The 22,715-nt window shown below is 64.8% G+C and carries 24 protein-coding genes, 1 tRNA gene and 1 pseudogene; 22 read left to right on the top strand and 4 right to left on the bottom strand.

Annotated features, from left to right (window positions below):
* Nucleotides 1-264, top strand: a pseudogene (locus tag BLU67_RS07620) (hypothetical protein); the annotation flags it as partial.
* A gap of 260 nt (nt 265-524) precedes the next feature.
* Here BLU67_RS07620 and BLU67_RS07615 read toward each other — a convergent pair.
* A tRNA-Leu gene (locus BLU67_RS07615) sits at nt 525-610 on the bottom strand.
* Between the two features lie 112 nt (nt 611-722).
* On the opposite strand from BLU67_RS07615, the gene BLU67_RS07610 reads away from it, so the two are divergent.
* Nucleotides 723-2,051: a M20/M25/M40 family metallo-hydrolase gene (locus tag BLU67_RS07610; RefSeq protein ID WP_092564597.1), complete on the top strand. Its 1,329-nt coding sequence runs from the start codon at nt 723-725 to the stop codon at nt 2,049-2,051.
* A gap of 46 nt (nt 2,052-2,097) precedes the next feature.
* Nucleotides 2,098-2,430: a hypothetical protein gene (locus BLU67_RS07605; RefSeq protein WP_092564595.1), complete on the top strand. Its 333-nt coding sequence runs from the start codon at nt 2,098-2,100 to the stop codon at nt 2,428-2,430.
* On the opposite strand, the gene BLU67_RS07600 is transcribed toward BLU67_RS07605, so the two are convergent.
* Nucleotides 2,431-3,369, bottom strand: coding sequence for an aldo/keto reductase (locus BLU67_RS07600; RefSeq protein ID WP_092564593.1), 939 nt, complete (start codon nt 3,367-3,369; stop codon nt 2,431-2,433). It abuts the gene before it with no gap.
* 59 nt (nt 3,370-3,428) lie between these two features.
* Here BLU67_RS07600 and BLU67_RS07595 point away from each other — a divergent pair, with 59 nt between their 5' ends.
* Genes BLU67_RS07595 through BLU67_RS07585 form a run of 3 tightly spaced genes read left to right on the top strand, consistent with a single transcriptional unit; the run spans nt 3,429 to nt 6,209 of the window.
* Nucleotides 3,429-4,280, top strand: a complete 852-nt coding sequence (locus tag BLU67_RS07595) for an undecaprenyl-diphosphate phosphatase (RefSeq protein WP_092564591.1) — start codon at nt 3,429-3,431, stop codon at nt 4,278-4,280.
* Between the two features lie 4 nt (nt 4,281-4,284).
* Nucleotides 4,285-5,550: a cysteine--1-D-myo-inosityl 2-amino-2-deoxy-alpha-D-glucopyranoside ligase gene (gene mshC, locus BLU67_RS07590; protein ID WP_092564589.1), complete on the top strand. Its 1,266-nt coding sequence runs from the start codon at nt 4,285-4,287 to the stop codon at nt 5,548-5,550.
* Entirely contained in the window at nt 5,547-6,209 is a 663-nt protein-coding gene (locus BLU67_RS07585) for an HAD family hydrolase (protein ID WP_092564587.1), read from the top strand. The genes mshC and BLU67_RS07585 overlap by 4 nt, the downstream gene beginning before the upstream one ends.
* On the opposite strand, the gene BLU67_RS07580 is transcribed toward BLU67_RS07585, so the two are convergent.
* Entirely contained in the window at nt 6,206-7,114 is a 909-nt protein-coding gene (locus BLU67_RS07580) for a RecB family exonuclease (protein WP_092564585.1), read from the bottom strand. The genes BLU67_RS07585 and BLU67_RS07580 overlap by 4 nt on opposite strands.
* A gap of 97 nt (nt 7,115-7,211) precedes the next feature.
* Between BLU67_RS07580 and BLU67_RS07575 the strand changes: the two genes are divergently transcribed.
* The 7 genes from BLU67_RS07575 (at nt 7,212) to BLU67_RS07545 (ending at nt 14,191) form a co-directional block, all read left to right on the top strand.
* Complete coding sequence (locus BLU67_RS07575) at nt 7,212-8,216, top strand: tRNA (adenine-N1)-methyltransferase (protein WP_315971780.1); 1,005 nt, start codon at nt 7,212-7,214, stop codon at nt 8,214-8,216.
* A gap of 91 nt (nt 8,217-8,307) precedes the next feature.
* Nucleotides 8,308-9,861 carry a proteasome ATPase gene (arc, locus tag BLU67_RS07570; protein ID WP_092564581.1) on the top strand — a complete coding sequence of 518 codons (1,554 nt, stop codon included), beginning with the start codon at nt 8,308-8,310 and terminating at the stop codon, nt 9,859-9,861.
* Nucleotides 9,862-9,874: 13 nt separating this feature from the next.
* Nucleotides 9,875-11,416 carry a depupylase/deamidase Dop gene (gene dop / locus BLU67_RS07565; protein WP_092564579.1) on the top strand — a complete coding sequence of 514 codons (1,542 nt, stop codon included), beginning with the start codon at nt 9,875-9,877 and terminating at the stop codon, nt 11,414-11,416.
* Between the two features lie 9 nt (nt 11,417-11,425).
* Nucleotides 11,426-11,605: a ubiquitin-like protein Pup gene (locus BLU67_RS07560; protein ID WP_092564577.1), complete on the top strand. Its 180-nt coding sequence runs from the start codon at nt 11,426-11,428 to the stop codon at nt 11,603-11,605.
* On the top strand, nt 11,602-12,984 hold the full coding sequence (gene pafA / locus BLU67_RS07555; RefSeq protein WP_092564575.1) for a Pup--protein ligase: 1,383 nt from the start codon (nt 11,602-11,604) through the stop codon (nt 12,982-12,984). Before BLU67_RS07560 ends, pafA begins: the two co-directional genes overlap by 4 nt.
* Nucleotides 12,975-13,841 carry an FKBP-type peptidyl-prolyl cis-trans isomerase gene (locus BLU67_RS07550; RefSeq protein ID WP_092564574.1) on the top strand — a complete coding sequence of 289 codons (867 nt, stop codon included), beginning with the start codon at nt 12,975-12,977 and terminating at the stop codon, nt 13,839-13,841. The genes pafA and BLU67_RS07550 overlap by 10 nt, the downstream gene beginning before the upstream one ends.
* Nucleotides 13,838-14,191, top strand: a complete 354-nt coding sequence (locus BLU67_RS07545) for an arsenate reductase family protein (RefSeq protein ID WP_092564573.1) — start codon at nt 13,838-13,840, stop codon at nt 14,189-14,191. Before BLU67_RS07550 ends, BLU67_RS07545 begins: the two co-directional genes overlap by 4 nt.
* Here BLU67_RS07545 and BLU67_RS07540 read toward each other — a convergent pair.
* Complete coding sequence (locus tag BLU67_RS07540) at nt 14,188-14,706, bottom strand: nucleoside/nucleotide kinase family protein (RefSeq protein WP_092564571.1); 519 nt, start codon at nt 14,704-14,706, stop codon at nt 14,188-14,190. The genes BLU67_RS07545 and BLU67_RS07540 overlap by 4 nt on opposite strands.
* An 81-nt stretch (nt 14,707-14,787) precedes the next feature.
* Here BLU67_RS07540 and hisF point away from each other — a divergent pair, with 81 nt between their 5' ends.
* From hisF to pyk, 9 genes are read left to right on the top strand one after another with little or no spacing between them, the layout of a single operon-like run.
* Nucleotides 14,788-15,552 (top strand): imidazole glycerol phosphate synthase subunit HisF, encoded by a 765-nt coding sequence (gene hisF, locus BLU67_RS07535; RefSeq protein ID WP_092564569.1) that lies wholly within the window; start codon nt 14,788-14,790, stop codon nt 15,550-15,552.
* Nucleotides 15,549-15,920 carry a phosphoribosyl-AMP cyclohydrolase gene (gene hisI / locus BLU67_RS07530; protein WP_092564567.1) on the top strand — a complete coding sequence of 124 codons (372 nt, stop codon included), beginning with the start codon at nt 15,549-15,551 and terminating at the stop codon, nt 15,918-15,920. The genes hisF and hisI overlap by 4 nt, the downstream gene beginning before the upstream one ends.
* Nucleotides 15,917-17,443 (top strand): chorismate-binding protein, encoded by a 1,527-nt coding sequence (locus BLU67_RS07525; RefSeq protein ID WP_092564565.1) that lies wholly within the window; start codon nt 15,917-15,919, stop codon nt 17,441-17,443. Before hisI ends, BLU67_RS07525 begins: the two co-directional genes overlap by 4 nt.
* The gene (locus tag BLU67_RS07520; RefSeq protein WP_176780741.1) at nt 17,440-18,015 is read left to right on the top strand and encodes a Trp biosynthesis-associated membrane protein; all 576 of its coding nucleotides are present in this window, start codon (nt 17,440-17,442) and stop codon (nt 18,013-18,015) included. The genes BLU67_RS07525 and BLU67_RS07520 overlap by 4 nt, the downstream gene beginning before the upstream one ends.
* Before the next feature lie 28 nt (nt 18,016-18,043).
* The gene (locus tag BLU67_RS07515; protein ID WP_092564561.1) at nt 18,044-18,298 is read left to right on the top strand and encodes an HGxxPAAW family protein; all 255 of its coding nucleotides are present in this window, start codon (nt 18,044-18,046) and stop codon (nt 18,296-18,298) included.
* A 27-nt stretch (nt 18,299-18,325) separates the two neighbouring features.
* Nucleotides 18,326-19,141 carry an indole-3-glycerol phosphate synthase TrpC gene (gene trpC / locus BLU67_RS07510; protein ID WP_092564559.1) on the top strand — a complete coding sequence of 272 codons (816 nt, stop codon included), beginning with the start codon at nt 18,326-18,328 and terminating at the stop codon, nt 19,139-19,141.
* Between the two features lie 26 nt (nt 19,142-19,167).
* Entirely contained in the window at nt 19,168-20,409 is a 1,242-nt protein-coding gene (gene trpB / locus BLU67_RS07505; protein ID WP_176780740.1) for a tryptophan synthase subunit beta, read from the top strand.
* A 4-nt stretch (nt 20,410-20,413) separates the two neighbouring features.
* The gene (trpA, locus tag BLU67_RS07500; protein ID WP_176780739.1) at nt 20,414-21,208 is read left to right on the top strand and encodes a tryptophan synthase subunit alpha; all 795 of its coding nucleotides are present in this window, start codon (nt 20,414-20,416) and stop codon (nt 21,206-21,208) included.
* A 41-nt stretch (nt 21,209-21,249) separates the two neighbouring features.
* Entirely contained in the window at nt 21,250-22,680 is a 1,431-nt protein-coding gene (pyk, locus tag BLU67_RS07495) for a pyruvate kinase (RefSeq protein ID WP_092564555.1), read from the top strand.
* Nucleotides 22,681-22,715: the final 35 nt, after the last annotated feature.

Genomic DNA, 22,715 nt, shown 5'->3' with positions numbered 1-22,715 from the left:
GCCGTCAGCTACTACCACCGGGGCTTGTCCGAATCCCACCTGCTCACTGCCGTGGATTGGGTTCTGTACTTCCGCTGGGTCGCACCCAAACCCGTGCCGCAGATCTACACCCAGTGGCACCAGGCCGACAGACCCCGCAGGTGGATCATCCCCAAAAAATCGAACAAGCCGAACGAGAAAATCGGACCCGCCCACTACGACACCCACACCACCGCCGAAGAAGGCCTCTGGGCACGAAAAGGAAGGGCAGGACGCTCCAACTAGACAACGACACGCCGTCTAAAGCAACACGTTTTGGCCGGTATCCCGAAACTCCTACTACGTGTTCGGCGAGTGTCGCAGTAAACGCTGGGCGAAAATCAACTCGCGCCGTCGGAGGGTTTTGGTCGTGGCTGCGTTTGCGGTGGCAAGGCCGCGGTTGATTGGGGAAACAACCACGCGCCTCGCTGGTAGTGGTGAATAGACCAGGGCGGACATCTGACGAAAAAAGGTCCCAAATAGAATTTGGGACCTTGATTCTTTTGTGCGCGGAGGGGGACTTGAACCCCCACCTTCTAATACGAAGACTAGCACCTCAAGCTAGCGCGTCTACCTATTCCGCCACCCGCGCGGGTTGCTTTTGCTGTCGTAACAGCGAGATCGAATCTAGCACGTTCGAGCCGCCGCTGCGAAATTCTGATCGCGTGATGCCCGCCACCAAGTGAGCCGGTTAAGCTGGCCCAATGGCAGACACGAACGTGAACATCCCTCGACCCGAAGACGAGGTCGTCGAGATTTGTCGCAAGCTCATCCAGATCGATACCTCGAACTTCGGTACGAACGAGGGAATCGTTGAGCGTCCTGCCGCAGAATACGTCGCCGAACTCCTTGAGGAGGTCGGACTCGAAACCAGGATTCTTGAGTCTTCAAAGGGGCGTACGTCAGTCTTTGCTCGCCTCGAAGGAGAGGATCCGAGCCGCCCAGCATTAGTGCTACACGGCCATACGGATGTCGTTCCGGCGGCTGCCGAGGACTGGCAAGTCCACCCGTTCTCGGGAGAAGTCCGAGACGGGCTCATTTGGGGGCGCGGCGCGGTCGACATGAAGAACATGGTGGCGATGATGATCGCGGTCGTGCGCTACCTTCGCCGCAAGAACATCAAACCTGCTCGCGACGTCATCCTCGCGTTTTTTGCTGACGAAGAGGCCGGCTCCAAATGGGGCGGACACTGGATCGTTGATCATCATCCGGAGATCTTCGACGGCGCCACCGAGGCGATCGGTGAGGTAGGCGGCTATTCGACGATGGTCGCCGGTAAGCGTGTCTATCTTCTGCAAACCGCGGAAAAGGGCCTGCAGTGGCTCAACCTTGTCGCCTCGGGGCGTGCCGGTCATGGCTCGCAGATCAACGAAGACAATGCCATCACGCACCTTGCGGGAGCGATCCATCGGATCGGGAATCATGCCTGGCCGCTGCACCTGACAGACACGGTTCGCCAGCTCCTCGACGGCGTAGCTGACCTGACCGGCACCACGTGGGACGAAGAGGACGAGTCCACCATTTGGCCGCTCATTGATGCCCTCGGACCGGCAAAGACCTTCGTAGGAGCCACCCTGCGCACCGGGGCGAATCCAACTCAGCTCGGCGCCGGTTACAAAGCCAACGTCATCCCGACGACCGCAACGGCCACGATCGATGTCAGGCCTATCCCGGGAACCGAGGAAGACATGATGGCCACCCTCAAGCGCCTGGCGGGCCCCGACGTCGAGATTGTGCCCGAGACGCAGGATATTGGGCTCGAAGTCCCATTCAAGGGAGACCTCGTTGACACGATGGTCGACATGATCTCGCGGCACGACCCGGAAGCAACCGTGCTGCCGTACATGCTTTCTGCCGGCACCGACAATAAGTCGCTGTCGCTGCTCGGGATTAAAGGGTATGGCTTTACGCCACTCCAGCTTCCCGTCGATGTCGACTTCCCGGCCATGTTCCACGGGGTGGATGAGCGGGTTCCGATCTCCGCTTTAGAGTTCGGTTGCCGCGTCCTGCTCGACCTGCTGCAAGAGGCTTAGGCTAATAGTTCTCGCAAATGTCGGTCACCGGCGATAGGCTCGAGACATGGCTACTGACCCTCGTGCAGCACTCGATCGACTGATCGCCGCCCTCGAAGCCCACTACCACGCTGCCGTGGCAGCGCAGGATCCGGATGCCGCCTCGGTCACGAGCGCCGCGAACACGTTGGAAGACGCGTTCCTCACCTACGATGACGCGCTGATGACGACCTTCGACGTTGACGTTCCGCTGGATACCTACAGCAATGGCGATGACGACGACGATGATGACTACTACGACGATGACGAGGGAGAGTTCGATGACGACGACTTCGACGACGACCTCGACTTCGATGACGATGACGACGATGATCTCGAGATCATCGACGAAAAGAAGTAGTTAGTCGAACGTAGCCTCGCTCAGGGCCGCGTAAATCTGGTCCGGAAGCTCAAAATCGGCCGTGAGGAGCGGCCGAAATTGTGCTGCCGTCCGGGGACCAACAATGAGGGAGCTCACCGCTGGGTGGCAGCGCGCCCAGGCGGCCGCCACTTGCAGCGGTTGCACATCTAGGCCTTGGGCTGCCGTGGCGACGGCTTCCACGATCCCAGCGTAGGTGCCCGATAAGTAGGGCTCGACATAGGCCGCGAGGTGCGTCGAGGCGGCACGCGAATCGGCCGGAATCGTGTGGCGGTATTTTCCGGTGAGCACGCCGCGACCAAGGCCGGCGCAACCTACGAACCCCAAACCCAGCGCTTCACACAGCTCGAAGAGATCGTCTTCGGGGTCGCGCTTGAGAAGTGAATACTCGGCTTGGATGAGCGAGAGCGGAACCTCGGGGCCCATCATCCCGGCGAGGTAGCCAATCTGCCACGGCGCAAAGTTCGATACCCCTACGTAGTGGGCGCGGCCGCTCGTGACCGCCTGCGTCAAAGCGCCTGCAACCTCGGCGAGCGGAGTGAGCGAGTCCGGGGCTTGAACCATGAAAATGTCGACGGTCTCCACACCGAGGCGCGCGAGTGAATCGTCGAGCGAGGTCAGCAACGTCCGCCGGGAGGTATCGAGGCGGGCACCGCCGCCGCGCGCAGGAGAGACGCCGGCCTTCGTCATGAGGATGACGTCGCGGCGATCAACGACATCGTCAAGAAGCTCACCAATGAGTTCTTCGGCGTGTCCCTGGCCATAGCCGGGTGCGGTATCGAGCAGCGAACCGCCGGCGTCGACAAACTCGGTCAGGAGATCTTTGGCCTCGTGCTCATCGGTATCGGAGCCCCACGTCATCGTCCCTAACGTCGTGGCCGATACTCGCAGACCCGTGTGACCAAGCTGTCGCTGTTCCATAGAAACTTACGGTAGCGCCAATGCAGAATTCGTGCGTCGCTGCCCTACGCTTAGGGATCATGAGCTGGATCGAAGCGATCATCCTTGGACTCGTTCAGGGACTGACAGAATTCTTGCCGATTTCCTCATCCGCGCACCTGCGGATCGTCGGCGACCTGCTTGGGGGAAGGGATCCCGGCGCGGCCTTCACCGCGATCACTCAGATCGGTACCGAGGCCGCCGTCGTGCTGTATTTCCGGCATAAGATCTGGGCCGTCATCAAGGCGTGGGCCGGGGCACTGCCGATTGGGCCGTGGAAGAACACCGTGCCGAAGTCCGATCCGGATGCCCGCATGGGTTGGTACGTGATCTTTGGTTCGATCCCGATCGTCGTGCTCGGTGTGCTGCTGGAGAGCTGGATCGATACGAACTTCCGGCACCTGTACATCACGGCCGCTATGCTCGCAGGTTTCGGCATCCTCATGGGGGTCGCCGACAGATTCTCCAAGCGAACGAAGGAGCTGGAAGAACTCAACCCGCGCGACGCCGCGATCTTCGGTTTCGCGCAAGCACTCGCGCTGGTGCCCGGCGTCTCCCGCTCCGGCGGCACCATCACCGCGGGGCTCTTCATGGGTTATTCGCGCAAAGCTGCCGCCGACTACTCCTTCCTGCTCGCGATCCCCGCGGTCATGGGCTCGGGCTTTTACAAGCTGTTCAAGGACGGGCTCAGTGAGGACGCTGCCGTCGGGCTCGGCCCGACCCTGCTGGCCACCGTCGTCGCCTTCGTCGTCGCCTACTTCATCATCGTGTGGTTCTTGAAGCTCATTCAGACCCACTCCTTCATGCCGTTCGTCATCTATCGGGTCGCCCTCGCGGTCCTGGTGGTCATCTTGGTAGCGGCAGGAGCCATTCACGCCTACCCGGTAGGCTAGGGCCGTGGATTCATGGCTCTCTCCGAAAGTTCCTCAGCTTCGTCATGAGGCCCCTGGGCCCGTTCGACTGGGGCCCGACGGGCTCACCCCCGACGGCGATGTCCGCCTTTACGTATGCGGTATCACGCCCTATGACGCGACCCATCTTGGTCATGCGGCAACGTATCTGACGTTCGATTCCCTCGTGCGCACCCTGCGTGCGGGTGGCTACAACGTGACCTACGTCCAGAACGTCACCGATATTGATGACCCGCTGCTGGAGCGCGCCGCGAAGATCGGGGTGGATTGGCGCGAGTTGGCCACGAGCCAGATCGATCTGTTCCGCTCGGATATGACGAATCTTCGCGTCCTCGCCCCCGACCATTACGTCGGTGCGGTCGAATCGGTTGACCTGGTCGTCAGCGCTGTTGAGCGTATGTCCGACACCTATGGGCTCGCCAGTGGCGAGGGCGGAGCCGATGACGTGTATGCCGAGGTCGCTGCCGATCCGCGTTTTGGTGAAGTCTCCGGCTTCAGCCGAGTCGAGATGATGGAGGTGTTTGCCGAGCGCGGTGGTGACCCGGAGCGCGAGGGCAAGCATGACGAACTCGACCCGCTGCTGTGGCGCGGCGCGCGGGAGGGAGAGCCGTCCTGGAACGGCAAGGACCTGGGGGAGGGGCGCCCGGGCTGGCATATCGAATGCGCGGCGATCGGCGAACACTACCTGGGTGGCGCGCCGACGATCGTCGGAGGCGGCTCGGATTTGGTCTTCCCGCATCACGAAATGTCGGCGATGCACCTGCGCGCGCTGGGGCATGAAGAGCCTGCTCTCTACCTGCACGCCGGAATGATCGGCTACGAGGGGGAGAAGATGAGCAAATCGCTGGGCAACCTCGTGCTCGTCTCCAAGCTCGTCGATCAAGGGGTTGACCCTCGCGTTGTTCGCCTTGCCATGCTCGACCATCATTACGCCGATGATCACCACTGGACCGACGCTGATCTGACGCGGGCGACTGAACGGTTACAGGCCTACCAGGACGCGATCGCTGCGCGCGCGCCCGGTGCGGCGATGACGGCCCTCGTCGTCCACGACTGTATGACCGATGACCTCGATACACCCGGTGCGCTGTGGGCTCTTGATGCCTGGGCCGCCGGGGATGCGCCGCGCATGACCGAGGGCGACGAGACCGAAGAACTCGCGGACCTTGTCACAACCGTCGACGCGCTGCTGGGAATCTGTCTGATTGGTGGCCCGTTCGATACGACCTGCGGCTGCGTCGAATCCCTATGACCGAGCTCGCCGCCCTCCTGTGGGACATGGATGGGACGCTCATCGACTCCGAACGCTACTGGTTCAAGGCCGAAGCAGATCTCGTCCACGCCGGGGGCGGCACCTGGTCTCGCGAGCAGGCCGATGAGTGCGTCGGCAAGCCGCTGCAGTTCACCGCTCGACAGGTCAAGGAAGCTGGCGGACTGAGCGAAGACGTGGAAGACATTTCGCGCCTGCTCATCGAGACGATGGCGGGCTATATCCGCAACGATGGCGTGCCATATCGCATCGGCGCGGAAGAACTCGTGACTCAGGCGCGAGCGGCGGGACTGAAACTCGCCCTCGTCACGCTCGCCGTCGGGCCGTACGTGCAGGCCGTTTGGGACGGCTTGCAGGGCTTTGATGTGTGTATTTCGGGCGATTCCGTCACGCGGCAAAAACCGGATCCGGAGGCGTACCTGTCGGCGATGGCGCAGCTGGGCTTAGAGGCACACCAGTGCGTAGCGCTGGAAGACTCGCCGACCGGAGTGAAGGCCGCGGCAGCTTCGGGTGCCACGACGATCTTCGTCCCGCCAGCAGAAGGTGCCGAGAGCCCTGAGGGCGTCTGCGAATTCACGTCACTAGGCGACGTGACGCTTGAGACGATCGAGCGCCTGCACGCCGAGCGCCACGCTTCTTAGACTTCTGGACCGGCCGGTTCATCGCTGGGACGCATCGGCGCCGGATCCGACGGGGGCTGCGCCGGGGGTGCGGCGGCAGTTTGCTCAGCTGTGCGCGCTGTGAGCAAGCGAGAAATCCCGCCCGGTGGCAGTGGCAAGATATCGCCGCCGAATTCGGGGCAGAATTTCTGGAATGAGCACCAGGGGCACAGTGGCGTCCGCTTGGGTCGAAACTCACCTGCCAGAGCGGCAGCCTCGATATTGGCCCAGATCGATAAGATCTCGCGCTCCATCGCAAGCAGGTCGTCTTCCCACGGATCGAGGGTGAGGATTTGGCCGTCGGCGAGATACACGAGCTGGAGCCGGGCCGGGATTTTTCCACTAATCCGCCACACCATGAGCGCATAGAACCGCATTTGGAACAGCGCCTCGGAGGTGTATTGCGGCTTGGGGGATTTGCCGGACTTATAGTCCACAATCCGCATGCGGCCATCAGGCGCAACATCAACGCGGTCGATGAAGCCGCGTACGAGGATTCCATCTCCTACTGCCACTTCGACGAAGCGCTCGCGGGCCGCCGGTGCCAGGTTCGCGGGGTTTTCGATCCGGAAGTAGTTCTCGATGAGCGAGCGGGCTTCGGCCAGCCAGGTCGCGAGCTCGCCCGGGGTGTCGAACAGGGCCTCGATACGCGGATTTCTCCCGCGCAGCTCCTCCCACTGGATTGGCAGTAGTGACAGGGCGTGCTCGGGGGTGCGCTCGCTGGCAGGAGCGTCATAAAGGCGCTCCAAGACAGCGTGGACAAGCGTGCCTTTCGCTGCGGCCGGTGAGGGCGGCTCGGGCAGCCGGTCAACCGTTCGATAGCGAAACAGGAGTGGACACTGCAAAAAGTCCTTGGCGCGTGAGGGTGAGAGTGCGGAACGAGACATGCAGCCACCTTATCCCCGCCGCGGGGACACCTTCGGTACCGACTGCCGGCAGCCCGGTGTTCGGGCTGGGGCGGATTGTCTAGTAGCGTGACCAGTTGTGACGAATTCTCCCGAACTCGATATGGTCTCGCGCCGCGGCCCGATCCGCGCCGGCGAGCGTGTACAACTGACGGATTACAAAGGAAAAATGCACACCATCGCCTTGCACGAGGACGGGCATTTCCACTCCCATCGCGGCACTTTTTCTCATAACGAGATCATTGGCTGCGACGACGGTGCCGTCATTACGACCTCAATCGGCTATGACTATCTCGTCTTACGGCCATTATTGAGCGATTACGTTCTGGGAATGCCGCGCGGTGCCGCCGTCATTTACCCCAAGGATGCGGCACAGATTATCGGTCAGGCCGACATTTATCCCGGAGCTCGCGTGGTCGAAGCCGGGGTCGGATCCGGTGCGCTGTCCATGAGTTTGCTGCGCGCGGTGGGCGAGCAGGGATCGTTGATTTCGGTGGAACGCCGCGAAGATTTCGCCGAGATCGCCAAGCTCAACGTCGAATCGTGGTTCGGAGCGCCGCACCCCGCGTGGGACCTACGTCTCGGAGACCTCGCCGATGTGCTGTTTTCGCTTCCCGAGCGCAGCGTTGATCGCCTCATCATGGATATGCTCGCGCCCTGGGAGAACATCGAGGCGGCATCCCACGCACTCATCCCGGGTGGACTGGTGCTGGCGTATGTTGCCACGACCACGCAACTATCGCGATTCGTCGAAGAGTTGCGCGACACCGAGGCCTATACGGAACCGCGAGCCTGGGAGACGATGCTGCGCACCTGGCATCTTGAAGGACTGGCGGTCCGGCCCGATCACCGGATGGTGGGCCACACCGGATTCCTTGTCACCGCTCGAAAGCTCGCGCCCGGCACCACCACGCCGCGCAGGCATCGCCGTCCTGCCAAGGGAGCCTACGCCGGCGAAGGGGTGTGGGATCCAGCAGAACTTGGCGAACGCCCGGTCTCCGAACGCAAGATTCGGCGCGTGACCAGAGATTTGAAAGCGCGCGAAAAGTTCTTAGAAAAACTCCGCGACGAAGGCGAACGTTAGCCAATTCACCGCGAACATAGCGGCCCAATTTTTGCCCGAGGCATAGGCTGGTTATTATCGGGACCTTTAGCGTTCGCGAGGAGGACGCAACATGGCAGATTTCACCGAAGCCAGAGTTCAGGAACTCCAACAGGAGGCGATTTCGCTCGCGCACAAAAACGAGCGTCTATCCGCCGCGTTAGCGACCGCCCGACGACGCCTGGAAGAACTCCAGGAACAACTCGACACCCTAACCCGTCCGCCTGGATCCTATGGCGTGTTCCTCGAAGCCGATATGGCGGCCCGGGAAGCCGACGTCATGGTCGGCGGCCGCCGGATGCGACTACCCGTTGTGCCCACTATGCCGCTCGGTGCCATCCGGCGGGGCCAGCTGGTCCGGCTGAACGAGCAGATGCTTGCTATCAGCGCTGCCGGCTATGAGACCACGGGCGCCCTGGTCTACGTTCGCGAAGTCCTTTCCGATGGCCGCATTGTCGCCACGAGCCGCGCTGATGATTCGATCGTGCTGATCCCCTCGGGCGAGCTGGCCGCTACCCGAGTGCGAATCGGAGACGTCCTGCTCGCCGACCTGAAAAGCGGCACGGCGCTGGAGATCATCCAACTGTCTGAGCTTGATGACCTCCTTCTGGAAGAAGAACCCGATGTCGACTACAGCGACATTGGTGGCTTGAACGAGCAGATCATGGAGATTCGCGACGCCATTGAGCTGCCCTTCGCACATCCCGATACGTTCCGCGAACACGGACTGCGCCCACCCAAGGGCGTCTTGCTCTATGGTCCGCCCGGATGCGGAAAGACGCTCATCGCCAAGGCGGTTGCCACCTCACTTGCCCGCACGACGCGCGCCGAAGGGGACAAGGCCTACTTCCTGAACATCAAGGGCCCCGAACTGCTCGATAAGTACGTCGGGGAAACCGAGCGCCACATTCGCACGATCTTTGCACGTGCGAGGGAAAAGGCCTCCAGCGGAATGCCGGTCGTGGTCTTTTTCGACGAAATGGAATCCCTATTCCGCACCCGCGGCTCCGGAGTCTCCTCGGATGTAGAAACCACGATCGTGCCGCAGCTGCTCGCCGAGATCGACGGCGTCGAGCAACTCGATAACGTCGTCGTCATTGGCGCCTCCAACCGCGAGGACATGATCGACCCCGCGATCCTGCGCCCGGGACGCCTCGACGTCAAGATCCGCGTCAACCGGCCGGACCGCGAAGGCACGGCAGATATTTTCTACAAGTACCTCACCGAATCCCTGCCGTATCACGAGGACGAGATCTCACGCTACGGCGGCATCAGTGGCGTGATCAAGCACCTTACTCAGGTCGCGGTCGATCGAATTTTCGCCACCGAGGACTCCGAGAAAATGTTCATCGTGACATTCGCCGACGGCTCGCGTCACACGATGTACTTCAAGGACTTCGTCTCCGGTGCGCTCGTTGCCAATATCGTCGATCGCGTCAAGAAGGCCGCAGTCAAGGACTTCCTGGCCAGCGGCGAGCGCGGCATCCGAACCTCCCACATGCACGCCGCCCTGACGCAGGAAAAGCGGGAACACGATGCCTTGCGGGCCACGACCGATCCCGAGGAATGGGCGCGCGTTCTTGGGCGCGCCGGCGCTCGCGTGACCGACGTGGCAACCGCCGAATAGCCCAAGGAGCACCATGACCGTGATTCGCCCGATGGGCATCGAAACCGAATACGGGATCGCTGAGGCCGGGGTCCAGGCCAACGTTATTGAGCTGTCGAACACCATCGTCAGCGCCTATGCCGAGGCCGTCCCGCACGCCGCGTGGGACTACCGCGGGGAGGATCCGCTCTCGGATGCCCGCGGCTACCGGCTGCCGCGCAGCGCCGCTGACCCGTCCATGCTGACGGACGACCCGAACAGCGCGGCCCCCTCCGGGCCGGGCACCCACGTGACGAAGACGCTGGAGGGGACCGGCCGCTCCGGTCCCGCCAACGCCGTGCTCACCAACGGCGCCCGCCTTTACGTCGATCACGCCCACCCCGAGTACTCCTCACCCGAGGTCCTCACGCCGCTCGATGTCGTGACCTACGACCGTGCCGGTGACCTCATCATGCAGCGGGCCACCGAGCTCGCCGCGCGCTCCGGGCGCGAGATCCAGATCTATAAGAACAACGTCGACGGTAAGGGCGCCAGCTACGGCTGCCACGAGAATTACCTCATCGACCGCGACCTGCCCTTCGGTGATGTCGTCCAGCACCTGACGACGTTCTTCGCCGTCCGCCCGCTGATCTGCGGCGCCGGACGCGTCGGCATCGGCCAAAAGAGCGAAGAGGCCGGATTCCAGATCTCCCAGCGCGCCGATTACATCGAAAACGAGGTCGGGCTTGAAACGACGTTCAACCGCCCGATCATCAACACCCGCGACGAGCCGCACTGCGATGCCCGGCGCTGGCGTCGCCTGCACGTCATCGTGGGCGATGCTAACACCTTCGACGTCTCCACCTACGTCAAGGTGGGGGTCACCTCGCTCGTGCTGTGGTTCCTAGAGCGCGGCTCGGTCCCGCTCGATCTGGACGCACTGACGCTGTCCGCGCCCGTCTTCGACGTCTATGGCGTATCCCGCGAGCCGCTCACCCACACGCTGTCCACGGCCTCCGGCAGGTACACCGCGCTCGATATTCACCGGATCTTCCGCGACCTGATCGCATCGGCCCTTCAAGCCGATCGCCTCGCCGATAATGCCACCGACAAAATCCTTCGCACCTGGAGCCGCCTGCTCGACGGGCTCGGCTCCGACCTATCGGAGGTTGAGACCGATATCGAATGGGTCGGAAAACTCCACTTGCTGGAGCGCATGCGCGAGCGCGGGGGACTGAGCTGGGATCATCCCAAGCTCGCCGCCCTCGACCTGCAGTTCTCCAACGTCAACCCCGCGGTATCGATCTCGGCAGCTCTCGCCCGGGCCGGCAAGGTGCGCCGGCTCGTCTCGGAGGAGGCCATCGCCCACGCGGCGGTCGAGCCGCCGAAGGACACCCGCGCCTACCTGCGCGGCCAGCTCATTAAGAACCACCCCGGCGAGATCCACTCGGCCTCCTGGTCCTCGCTCATCGCCCGCAATCCACATGATGATGCCCTGATGCGCATCACCATGCCGGACCCTTACGGTGGGAGCTATCACCGGATTGGCGAGCTGCCGGAGGCGGACCTCGCTACCATCGTTGACACATTAACCTAGGGATTTTCCATGCGTCGTGAATACCTCAGGCCGCAATCATCGGCTGCCGAAACCGAAGAAGAAGAACTCACCGTCACGCCCAGCGCCCAGACGGAGAACGTCGATGACCTGCTCGACGAGATCGATACCGTGCTGGAAGCCAACGCCGAATCCTTCGTCCAGGGCTTTGTCCAAAAAGGCGGACAGTGACCGACCGTCGGATCTACGGGATCGAAACCGAATTCGGTATCACCTGCGCGCACCTCGCCGAGGGGGAGCCCCCCGTCGGCGCCGAAGAGGCTGCGCTGCTGCTGTTTCGACCCGTGCAAGATCGCGGCCGGTCCACCAACGTGTTCCTGCCCAATGGGGGACGGCTTTACCTCGACGTCGGCGCCCACCCGGAATATGCGACCGCGGAGTGTGACCGGCTCGAGGACATCCTCGCCCAAGACCGGGCCGGAACAACGCTCATGGCCGACCTCGCCCGGACCGCGAATCAGCGCCTAGCCGCCGATGAGATCCTGGGTGCGATCCACTTGTTTCGCAATAACGCGGACTCACGCGGGAATTCCTATGGCTGCCACGAAAACTACCTCGTGCGCCGCACGCCGCGCTTTCGCGAGATGATCGAATCGCTGCTGGCGTTCTTCGTCACGCGCCAGATTGTCGTCGGCTCCGGATATCTCAAACTCAAGCGCGGACGCGCGACCTACGGGTTCTCCCAGCGCGCCGACCAGACGTGGGACGCGGTCTCCTCGGCCACGACCCGCTCCCGCCCGATCATCAACACCCGCGACGAACCGCACGCCGACGCCGATCGCTACCGGCGGCTGCACGTCATCGTCGGGGACACCAACATCAGCGAGGCCGCGACGTGCGCGAAGGTCGCCGTCACCGAGCTGCTGCTCACCCTCGCCGAACGCGGCCAGCTACCGCGAATCGAACTGCTTGACCCGATGCGCGCGATCCGCGAGGTCTGCCAGGACCTGTCCGGAACGGTACGCTGCGACGTCGTGGGCGGGCGCGCGATAACCGCCGTCGATATCCAACGCACCTACCTCGAGGCGATCACGAACGCTGATCTCGAACTGACGCGGCTGCACCGCTACGCGCTGGATCTGTGGCAGCGCGGCCTCGATGCGATTGCAAGCGGGGACCACAGCGCCGTCGAGACGGAACTCGACTGGGCGGTGAAGAAGAAACTGCTGGACCGCCTCGCGGCGCGCGGCCACCGTCTCGAGTCCTTTGAGGCCTCCCGGCTCATGCTCGCCTATCACGACGTCACCGACGCCGGGATCGCGCCGCGGATGGAAGAGCGCGGCATGCTCGCGCGCCTGACGAGCGCGGCTGACGTCGATGACGCGCTCGTCAACCCACCGGCTACCACGCGCGCGAAGGTGCGCGGCGCCTTTATCGCGGCGGCCGAAAAACACCGCCGCGACCACACCGTTGATTGGACGCATATCCGGCTGAACGACGCCGCCCACAAGGCGATTCGGCTCGATGACCCGTTTGCGGCCAGCGATGAGCACGTCGCGGCCCTCATCGCCGATATGCGCGGACCGGAAGTCGAGGTGCCGTGGTGCTAGCGCGTAGCCGAATCATTGCCGCGCTCCTGGCCGCGGGTCTCGTGCTCGCCGGCTGCAGCGAGCAAAGCATCGATAAGGAACCGACCGCCCAGGTCCAATCGGTCGTCGTGGAGGGCTCGCTCGGGTCAATCCCGGCCGTCTCGCTGCCAGATGGCATGAACGTCACCAACCGGGAGGAGCTGCAGGCGATCCCGGGCTTCGGGCGTGAACTCGGCGCGGGCGATACCGCGATCCTCACCGTGACGACCTTTGACGGCGAGGGCACGCTCATCGAGGGCCCGGCGCTCGGCACCCCGAAAATCGTGACGATCGATCGCGACGGCGTCGGCGAAGTGCTCGCCGAGACCCTCGTCGGCAAACACGAGGGCAGCCGCATCGTGCTGCTCGAGCCCGTCCAGGTCAAAGGCAAGGACACGACGCTCGTGACGGTGATCGATATCCTGCCGACGGTTGCCGAGGGCACGGTCCCCGAGCCCGTGGCCGGGATGCCCGAGGTCGGACTCGTCAACGATCGCCAGCAGGCCCTCGCCATGGGGGAGGAGCCCGCCCCGGCCGATCTGAAGGTCGCCCCGCTCATCGTGGGGCAGGGCGCCCAGGTGCTGGAGGGCCAGCGCGTCCTCGTCACCTTTGCCTCGACGCACTGGTCCACGGGCGAACTGATCGACGCGACCGAGCCCGCCACGCCGATCGCGGTGAACCTCAACGACGTTGTGCCAGGTATGCGCGCCGGGATCCTGGATCAGCGGGTCGGCTCGCGCGTGCTGCTCGTTATCCCGCCGGATCAGGCCTCCGGTACGGATACCGTCGTCATAGTCGTCGATATCCTCGCCGCCTACACGCCCGAGGAGGGCCAGTGAGCGAGACGACGATCTACCATAATGCCGCCTGCTCCAAATCGCGCGCGGCGATGGCCGAGCTTGCTGGCCGCGAGGTGCGGGTCATCAACTACCTCGCGACGCCACCGAGCCGGGACGAACTTCTCGAACTCCTCTCGATGCTCGTCGATGAGCCGAGCGCCCTCGTCAGGCGCGGCGATTCCTTCATCGCCGCGGGGCTGACCCGCGCCGACGTTGAATCCGCCGAGCAGGTCGCTACCGTGCTCGCCGAGCATCCCGAGCTGATGGAGCGCCCGGTCATCGTGGCGCGCGGGCGGGCCATCATCGGCCGCCCCACCTCCCGCGTGCGCGAATTCCTCACCGAGGGTTAATCGTCCTCGCCGATGACGATGAGATTCGGCAGCCAGCCGTAGCTCAGCGCCTCGTGCTGCGACTCCCAGGCCTCCCGCATATCCGACCAGTCATAGGCATCACGCTGGCTGATCCGGCGCGTGCGGGTGGCAACCGAGGCCCGCGCGATGATGGCGGCGTCGAGGATCGCCGGATCGGCCGCGGCGGCGGCAAATTCCCGGCTCGCCGCGCCACAACCGTCGAGGATCAGCACCTGCCCAGCAGCACTTACCCGCTCATCGCTCACGCGCCCCAGATGCCAGTCGTAGGGCTGGTAGTCAAAACGCCCGTCGGCCCGGAACCGGGCGGCGCACTCACCGCCGCGACGCACCCCACCGGCCAGGTCATGCCAGCCGTAGGACAGCAGATCGAGGGAAAGGATGACGACGGTAAGGCCGCTCGAGCGCAGCTGCGCGGCCAGCGCCGCAGCGATCGTCGATTTGCCGACACCCGTCGCGCCATCGATGGCAATGATCGCGCGAGGTGGCTGAAGCATGACCCTAGGCTAGCGGCGCGCGCCAGCAGAGAGAAACGAGACCGGTTAGAGCCCGATTGCCGGCCCCGGTAGGCTTACGGCATGGCGCCAGCTATCCGAATCATCCCCTGCCTTGACGTGCTCGAGGGTCGGGTCGTCAAAGGTGTGAACTTTACCGACCTGAAGGACGCGGGTGATCCCGTCGAGCTCGCGCGCGCCTATGACGCCGCGGGCGCCGACGAGCTCACCTTCCTCGATATCTCCGCCTCCGCTGAGGGCCGTGGCACGACGCGCGAGGTCGTGCAAGCCACCGCCGAACAGGTCTTCGTGCCCCTGACCGTTGGCGGCGGCGTGCGCAGCGTTGCCGACGTCGCCGAGCTGCTCGCCTGCGGCGCCGACAAGATCGGCATTAACACCGCGGCGATCACGCGCCCGGAGCTGCTGACCGAGATCGCCACCCGCTTCGGCTCCCAGGTCATTACGCTGTCGGTCGATGCGCGCGCCAATAGCGAAATGCCCTCCGGCTACGAGGTCACGACCCACGGCGGTCGCACAAGCGCGGGCCTGGATGCGATCGCGTGGGCGAAAGAAGCCGCCGAGCGCGGCGCCGGCGAGATCCTGCTGAATTCCATGGATGCCGACGGCACGCGCGCCGGTTTCGACCTGCCCATGCTGCGCGCGGTCCGCGAGGCCGTGCGCCTGCCGCTCATCGCCTCGGGCGGTGCCGGCAGCGTCGAACACTGCGTGGCCGCCGCCCGCGCCGGCGCCGATGCCATTCTCGCCGCCTCCGTCTTCCACTACGGCGAACTCACCATCGGCGACGTCAAGGCCGGCCTTGCCGACGCCGGATTCGAGGTGCGCTCATGACCGACAGCGATGCCCTGCCCGAGGAGCTACACGGCCGCGTCCGATTTGATCGCGACGGCCTCATCCCGGCCGTCATCCAGTCCGTCGACGACGGCTCGGTCCTCATGGTCGGCTATATGGACGACGTGGCCCTAGCCCGCACCTTGTCCAGCGGGCGCGTCTGGTTTTATTCCCGCAGCCGCCAGGAATACTGGCGCAAGGGCGATACCTCCGGGAACGTCCAATACGTGCGCGCAGCCGCGCTCGATTGCGACGGCGATACCCTGCTCGTCCAGGTCACCCAGGTCGGTGGGGCGTGCCACACCGGAACCGACACGTGTTTTTCCGGCCGCGAGCTTCCCGTCATCCAGGGTGAGGAGGACGCATGAGGTGGGGGAGCACCGTTCCTGACCGCGCCGGTTTCCACGAGGCTGCTGAAGGTGCGCGCGCGGTGCCGATCGTGCGCCGCATGCTTGCCGAGGACCTCACGCCAAGTGCCGTCTACCGCGCCTTCGGTGGTGAGGTTGGCACGTTCATCTTGGAGTCGGCCGAGCACGGCGAGTGGGGCCGCTGGTCCTTCGTCGGAGTCAACTGCCCGGCCTTCCTCATCGCCCATGACGAGACCGCGCACTGGCGGGGCCGCATCCCGGCTGGCCTGACGCCAAGCGGCCCGGCGATTGAGCTTATTCGCGAAGCCTCGAGCGTGCTGCGCCACGCGCCGCTGCCGGAGGACTACCCGCCGTTTACCGGCGGCCTCGTTGGCGCCCTCGGCTGGGAGATCGTGCGCAGCTTTGAAGACCTGCCGCCGCGCACCGAGCCCGATGTCCCCGTGCCCGATGTCGCGCTGGCCCTTGCCACCGACGTCATCGCTTTTGACCACTGCAGCGGGGAGATCTGGCTCATCGCCTGCGCTATCAACTTCGATGGCAGCGACGAGCGCGCCGATGCCGCCTATGACGATGCGCTCAGCCGCCTCGATACGATGGCGGCGACCCTAGCGGCGCCGCGCGCCGGCGTTCCCATCCCGCGCGTCATCGCTGAGGACCATGCGGCCCCCGAGCCGACTTTCAGCATGACCGAGGACGAATTCGTCGATATCGTCGAACGCGCCCACCAGGCCATCATCGACGGCGAAGTCTTCCAGATCGTCCTGTCTCAGCGCGCGAGCCTTGCCTGCCCGGCCGACCCGCTCGAGGTCTACCGGGTCCTGCGGGCGACGAACCCCTCGCCCTACATGTACATCTTCGCGCTGCCGAGGGCCGATGGCGGCGTCTTCCACATCGTGGGGTCCTCGCCCGAAACGCTCGTCGAGGTCCGCGGCCGCGGCGTGCGCACCTTCCCGATCGCGGGCTCGCGGCCGCGCGGCGAGAGCTCGGCCGCCGATCGGGCGCTAGCGGAGGAACTCCTCGCCGATCCCAAGGAGGTCGCCGAGCACGTCATGCTCGTGGACCTCGCCCGCAATGACCTCAACCGCGTCTGCGAGCCCGGGACCGTCAGCGTCGAGGACTACATGGCGATCAAACGCTATTCGCACATCATGCACCTGACCTCCACGGTTACCGGAAAGCTGGCTGAAGACGTCTCCGCCATCGATGCGCTGGCCGCGGCCTTTCCCGCCGGTACGCTCTCGGGCGCCCCGAAGGTGCGAGCGATGCAGCTCATCGATGAATTGGAACCGACCCGGCGCGGACTCTACGGCGGCGTTGTGGGCTACATCGACCTGCAGGGCAATCTCGACATGGCGATCGCGATCCGCACGGCCGTCATCGTTTCCGGCACCGCCTACGTCCAGGCGGGCGCGGGCATCGTCGCGGACTCCGTGCCGCAATCCGAACACGCCGAATGCCGCACGAAGGCCGCCGCTGCACTGGCGGCCGTCTCGCGCGCTGCGAGTTTGGTGGCCACGTCATGAGACTGACCCGCGCCCAGGTCGCCACCGGCCTCGTCGTCCTTGGCATCGCGCTGCTCGCCGGCAGTGCGCTCGGTTGGCTGCGGGCTGAAGTCATCTCGGTTGCCGGCACGACGAAGACCACCCTCACCGGCTTCCAGCTCATGCCAATCGGCCCAGCCGCTGCCCTCGCGCTTGCCGCGGCGGGGATTGCGCTGGCCCTGACGAAGAAGGTCGGCGCCCGCATCGTGTGCGGGATTGCGGCCGTAGCTGCGGGCGCCTGCACGTGGGCATTTGGCTCGACGCTTTTCGCCACCCCCGAGGACCTTACGCGGCTGTACAGCTCGCTATCCTCGGGCACCGGTGAGGTCACGACGATCCAGACGCTGCCCACCATCTGGGTGGGCACGCTGCTAGCGATCCTGGCCGTTGCACTCGCTTTGGCCGGACTCGTGCTCGCGGCCCGCTGGCCCAGCTCGGTCAGCCGCTATGACATCACCGCCGTTCCGACGGATTCCCCCATGTCGCCCGATCCCCGCGTGCGTGCCATCGACGATTGGGACGCGTTGGAACGTGGCGAAGATCCAACGCAATAACAGGTAAGCTTGCCGCCAGGAGGACCCCATGAACCGAACGTATTCCCTGCCCCCCGCCGCGCCCTACGCCAATCATGGCCATACCCGCGCCTCGTGGATTTTTGTCGCGCTCGTGCTGCTCGGCGCCCTCGTCGTATCCATCGGTATGGTGCTGTATTCGTTGCCGACGCAGATCGTTGGCGGCGTCATCATCGTCGCCGCCGCCGTGCTCGGCATTGGCTTTCGCGCCGCCGGCAAGGGCCAACCGCGCACCGTTGTGACGCGGGACTGGTACGAGGACTAGGCTCGCGCCGTCGTCCAAGGAGTGCACATGTCGGTTCTAGATGAGATCATCGTCGGCGTTCGCGAGGATGTCGCCGCGCGCGAAGCGCGCGTGAGCTTGGCGGAGCTGAAGGATCAGGCCGAGCGGCGCGATAGCGCCATCGACGTCCAGGCCTGCCTTTCCCAGCGCGACGCCGCGGTCTCCATCATCGCGGAGGTCAAGCGCCGCTCCCCGTCGAAGGGTGCGCTCGCCGATATCCCAGATCCGGCAGCACTCGCCCGAGCCTATGAGGCGGGTGGCGCCACCGCCATCTCCGTGCTCACCGAAGAACGTCGTTTTGGGGGATCGCTTCAGGACTTCGCGGCCGTGCGCACCGCTGTCGACGTGCCGCTGCTGCGCAAGGACTTCATCGTCACGCCCTACCAGATTTGGGAGGCGCGAGCCTACGGCGCGGACATGGTCCTGCTCATCGTCGCGGCACTGGAACAGGGCGTGCTCACCTCGCTCATCGAACGCGTCCACTCCCTTGGCATGACGGCCCTCGTCGAAGCGCACGATCGCGTCGAGGCCATGCGCGCGGCCGCGGCTGGTGCCCGCGTCATCGGCGTCAATGCCCGAAACCTGCACACCCTGCAGGTCGACCGCGCCACCTTCGCCGAAGTCCGCGAGGTCATCGACGATTCGATCATCACGATCGCCGAATCCGGTGTGCGCAGCCCCGCCGACGTGTGGGAATACGCCAAGGCCGGTGCCGACGCGGTCCTCGTGGGGGAGGCCCTCGTGCGCGATGGCGATCCCCGCAAGGCCGTCGCCGACATGGTCTCCATCACCAAGCATCCCGCCACCCACCAGCAGTGGAACTAATCCCCGCCGAGGAAAAGGACTCCTTCGTGTCTGAGCCACCCCTGTCGAACCAAACCGGGCCCTACTTCGGCGAGTTTGGTGGTCGATTCGTGCCCGAGGCGCTCATCGCCGCGCTCGACGATTTGACGGTGGCGTGGGAGAAAGCGAAGGAGGATCCCTCCTTCCGTATTGAGCTATCCGACCTGCACCGCGACTATGTGCACCGCCCCTCGCTGCTGACGGAAGTCCCGCGCTTTGCCAAGCACTGCGGTAACGCCCGAGTCTTTTTGAAGCGCGAAGATCTCAACCACACGGGCAGCCACAAGATCAATAACGTCCTTGGCCAGGCCCTGCTCACCAGGGCTATCGGCAAGACTCGCGTCATCGCGGAGACGGGCGCCGGCCAGCACGGCGTCGCAACGGCAACCGCGGCCGCGCTGCTGGGCCTGAGCTGCCGAATCTACATGGGCCGCGAGGACATGCGCCGCCAGGCGCTGAACGTCGCACGGATGCGGCTGCTTGGCGCCGAGGTCGTCGGCGTGGACGCCGGCAGCGCGACGCTGAAGGACGCGATCAACGAAGCCTTCCGTGACTGGGTCACCAACGTCGCGACGACGAACTACATTTTTGGCACCGCCGCCGGCCCCCATCCCTTCCCGGCGATGGTGCGAGACCTGCAAAAGATTATCGGCGAGGAAACCCGCGAGCAGATCCTTGAGCGCACCGGGCGCCTGCCCGATGTCGCCGTCGCGTGCATCGGCGGCGGCTCCAACGCCATCGGCATGTTCCATGCCTTCCTCGACGACGCCGACGTCCAGCTGCTCGGGATCGAAGCCGCGGGCGACGGCGTTGACACGGGCCGGCACGCCGCCTCCATCGTCGGCGGTTCCCTCGGCATCCTGCACGGCGCCAAGATGTATCTCATGCAAGACGAGTTCGGCCAAACGATCGAATCCCACTCCATTTCCGCCGGACTCGACTACCCGGGGGTCGGCCCCGAGCACGCCCACCTGCACGCCATCGGCCGCGCCACCTACTGGCCAGTGACCGACGCCGAAGCGATGGCAGCCTTCCAGCTCCTGTCGCGCACCGAAGGCATCATCCCCGCCATCGAGTCGGCGCACGCCCTGGCGGGCGCCATGCGCTGGGGTCAGGAACACGCCAGTGGCGACTACGCCGACGGCGCCGAGCCCATCATTGTCGTGAACCTTTCGGGCCGCGGCGATAAGGACGTGGCAACCGCGGCGAGCTATTTCGATCTCGTCGAAGACGATCTGCGACAGGAGTAAGACCGTGACCTCGCCCACCACCGCCGCCATCGCGAAGCGCAATGCGGACGGCGATGCCGCGCTCATCGGCTACCTCACCGCCGGTTACCCCGACGTCGATACGACGGTGCGCGCCGGCAAACAGCTGATCGCGGCCGGCTTCGACATTTTAGAAATCGGCCTGCCGTATTCCGATCCCGGGATGGATGGCGCCGTCATCCAGCACACCGGGGCCGCCGCGCTTGCCGCCGGCACGCGTACCAACCACGTGCTGTCCATCGTCGAGCAGCTCGCCGCCACCGGCGCGCCGATCCTCGTCATGACCTACTACAACCCGATCTTCCGCTACGGCGAACAGCGCTTCGCGCGCGATCTCGCGGCCGCCGGGGGAGCGGGCACCATCACCCCGGACCTCATCCCCGATGAGGCCGGCGCGTGGATCGAGGCGACGGACGAGTTCGACCTGGATCGCATCTTCCTCGTCGCCCCCTCCTCCACCCCCGAACGCCTCGCGATGACCGCCCAACAGTGCCGCGGCTTCGTCTACGCCGCCTCGACGATGGGCGTCACGGGAGAGCGGCGCGAGGTCGACTCGACGGCCGAAGAGCTTGTCGCGCGCACACGCGAGGCGACCGACACGCCCGTGTGCGTCGGCCTCGGTGTGTCTTCTGGCACGCAAGCGCGCGAAATTGGATCCTTTGCCGACGGCGTCATCGTCGGCTCGGCGCTGCTGCGCGCGCTAGATGACGGCATGGATCGCCTCGGCGATCTCGCGAGCGATCTCGCTGCCGGTTGTCGCGGCGCCCGCCAGCAGCGATAAAGTCCCACTGCATCATCACCCACACCCCTTAGACTGGAGCCATGCGTAGAGCCAAAATCGTTTGCACGATTGGTCCGGCAACGGAAACCCCGGAAAAAGTCCAAGAACTGGTCGACGCGGGAATGGATGTGGCGCGGATCAACCGCTCCCACGGAACCGCCGAAGAACACGAACTCGTCTATGCGAATGTTCGCGCAGCCGCCCAAACCTCCGGCCGCGCGGTCGCCGTTCTCGTCGACCTGCAGGGACCGAAGATCCGCCTCGGCGTCTTCGAGTCCGGCCCGGTGTTTTTGGAAGAAGGCGAGACCTTCACCATCACGACCCGCGACATTATCGGCACCCAGGAGATCTGTTCCACCACCTTCAAGGGCCTGCCGGGCGATTGCCGCCCAGGTGACCCCCTGTTGATCGACGACGGCAAGGTCGCCCTGCGCGTCCTTTCCGTCACCGATACCGACGTCGTGACCCGCGTCGAGGTGCCCGGCCCGGTCTCCAACCACAAGGGCATCAACCTGCCCGGCGTCGCCGTCTCCGTGCCGGCGCTGTCCGATAAGGACAAGGAAGACCTGCGCTGGGCGCTGAACATCGGCGCCGACTTCATCGCGCTGTCCTTTGTTCGCAGCGCGCGCGATATCGAAGACGTCCACGAGATCATGGACGAGGTCGGCCGCCGCGTGCCGGTGCTCGCCAAGATCGAAAAGCCGCAGGCCGTATCCAACCTGACCGAGATCGTCGACTCCTTCGACGGCATCATGGTCGCGCGCGGTGACCTCGGCGTGGAACTCCCGCTGGAAGAAGTCCCGCTGGTGCAAAAGCGCGCCATCGAGCTCGCGCGCCGCTTCGCCAAGCCCGTCATCGTCGCCACCCAGGTGCTCGAGTCGATGATCACCAACCCGCGCCCGACGCGCGCGGAAGCCTCCGACTGCGCCAATGCCATCCTCGATGGCGCCGACGCCGTCATGCTCTCCGGTGAAACCTCCGTCGGGGAATACCCGATCGAGGCCGTGCGCACGATGGCGCGCATCATCGAAAACACCGAGGAAAACGGCGGCGACCGCATCGCGCCACTGACCTCGGCGCCGCATACCCGCTCCGGAGTCATCACCAGGGCCGCCGCCGATATCGGCGAAATGATCGAGTGCAAGTACCTCGTGACCTTCACCCAGTCCGGCGATACGGCCCGGCGCATGTCCCGGCTGCGTTCCCCGATTCCGCTGCTGGCCTTCACGCCGCTGGAATCGACCCGCAACTCGCTCGCACTGTCCTGGGGCGTCTACACCTACAAGGTGCCCGCCGTCTCGCACACCGATGACATGGTCGAGCAGGTGGATTACTACCTGCAGGAGTCGGGCCTCGGCGAAAACGGCGATCGCGTCGTCATCGTCGCCGGCATGCCGCCCGGCACTGTCGGCTCGACGAACTCCATCCGCGTTCACAAGATCGGCGAAGTTCATCTCCCCAATCAACGGTGAGTGACGCGTCACGTTATTGGATGGGCCATGACGAA

The sequence above is a fragment of the Bowdeniella nasicola genome, from assembly GCF_900107735.1.
GTDB lineage: Bacteria > Actinomycetota > Actinomycetes > Actinomycetales > Actinomycetaceae > Bowdeniella > Bowdeniella massiliensis.
This window is presented reverse-complemented; position numbering and strand designations above follow the sequence as displayed.

Bases quoted from the DNA above. Each gene is read 5' to 3' on its own strand.
- BLU67_RS07610 (WP_092564597.1), top strand. From the start codon at position 723: ATGGCAGACACGAACGTGAACATCCCTCGACCCGAAGACGAGGTCGTC.
- BLU67_RS07605 (WP_092564595.1), top strand. From the start codon at position 2,098: ATGGCTACTGACCCTCGTGCAGCACTCGATCGACTGATCGCCGCCCTC.
- BLU67_RS07600 (WP_092564593.1), bottom strand. From the start codon at position 3,369: ATGGAACAGCGACAGCTTGGTCACACGGGTCTGCGAGTATCGGCCACG.
- BLU67_RS07595 (WP_092564591.1), top strand. From the start codon at position 3,429: ATGAGCTGGATCGAAGCGATCATCCTTGGACTCGTTCAGGGACTGACA.
- BLU67_RS07585 (WP_092564587.1), top strand. From the start codon at position 5,547: ATGACCGAGCTCGCCGCCCTCCTGTGGGACATGGATGGGACGCTCATC.
- BLU67_RS07580 (WP_092564585.1), bottom strand. From the start codon at position 7,114: ATGTCTCGTTCCGCACTCTCACCCTCACGCGCCAAGGACTTTTTGCAG.
- arc (WP_092564581.1), top strand. From the start codon at position 8,308: ATGGCAGATTTCACCGAAGCCAGAGTTCAGGAACTCCAACAGGAGGCG.
- dop (WP_092564579.1), top strand. From the start codon at position 9,875: ATGACCGTGATTCGCCCGATGGGCATCGAAACCGAATACGGGATCGCT.
- BLU67_RS07560 (WP_092564577.1), top strand. From the start codon at position 11,426: ATGCGTCGTGAATACCTCAGGCCGCAATCATCGGCTGCCGAAACCGAA.
- BLU67_RS07540 (WP_092564571.1), bottom strand. From the start codon at position 14,706: ATGCTTCAGCCACCTCGCGCGATCATTGCCATCGATGGCGCGACGGGT.
- hisF (WP_092564569.1), top strand. From the start codon at position 14,788: ATGGCGCCAGCTATCCGAATCATCCCCTGCCTTGACGTGCTCGAGGGT.
- hisI (WP_092564567.1), top strand. From the start codon at position 15,549: ATGACCGACAGCGATGCCCTGCCCGAGGAGCTACACGGCCGCGTCCGA.
- BLU67_RS07525 (WP_092564565.1), top strand. From the start codon at position 15,917: ATGAGGTGGGGGAGCACCGTTCCTGACCGCGCCGGTTTCCACGAGGCT.
- BLU67_RS07520 (WP_176780741.1), top strand. From the start codon at position 17,440: ATGAGACTGACCCGCGCCCAGGTCGCCACCGGCCTCGTCGTCCTTGGC.
- BLU67_RS07515 (WP_092564561.1), top strand. From the start codon at position 18,044: ATGAACCGAACGTATTCCCTGCCCCCCGCCGCGCCCTACGCCAATCAT.
- trpC (WP_092564559.1), top strand. From the start codon at position 18,326: ATGTCGGTTCTAGATGAGATCATCGTCGGCGTTCGCGAGGATGTCGCC.
- pyk (WP_092564555.1), top strand. From the start codon at position 21,250: ATGCGTAGAGCCAAAATCGTTTGCACGATTGGTCCGGCAACGGAAACC.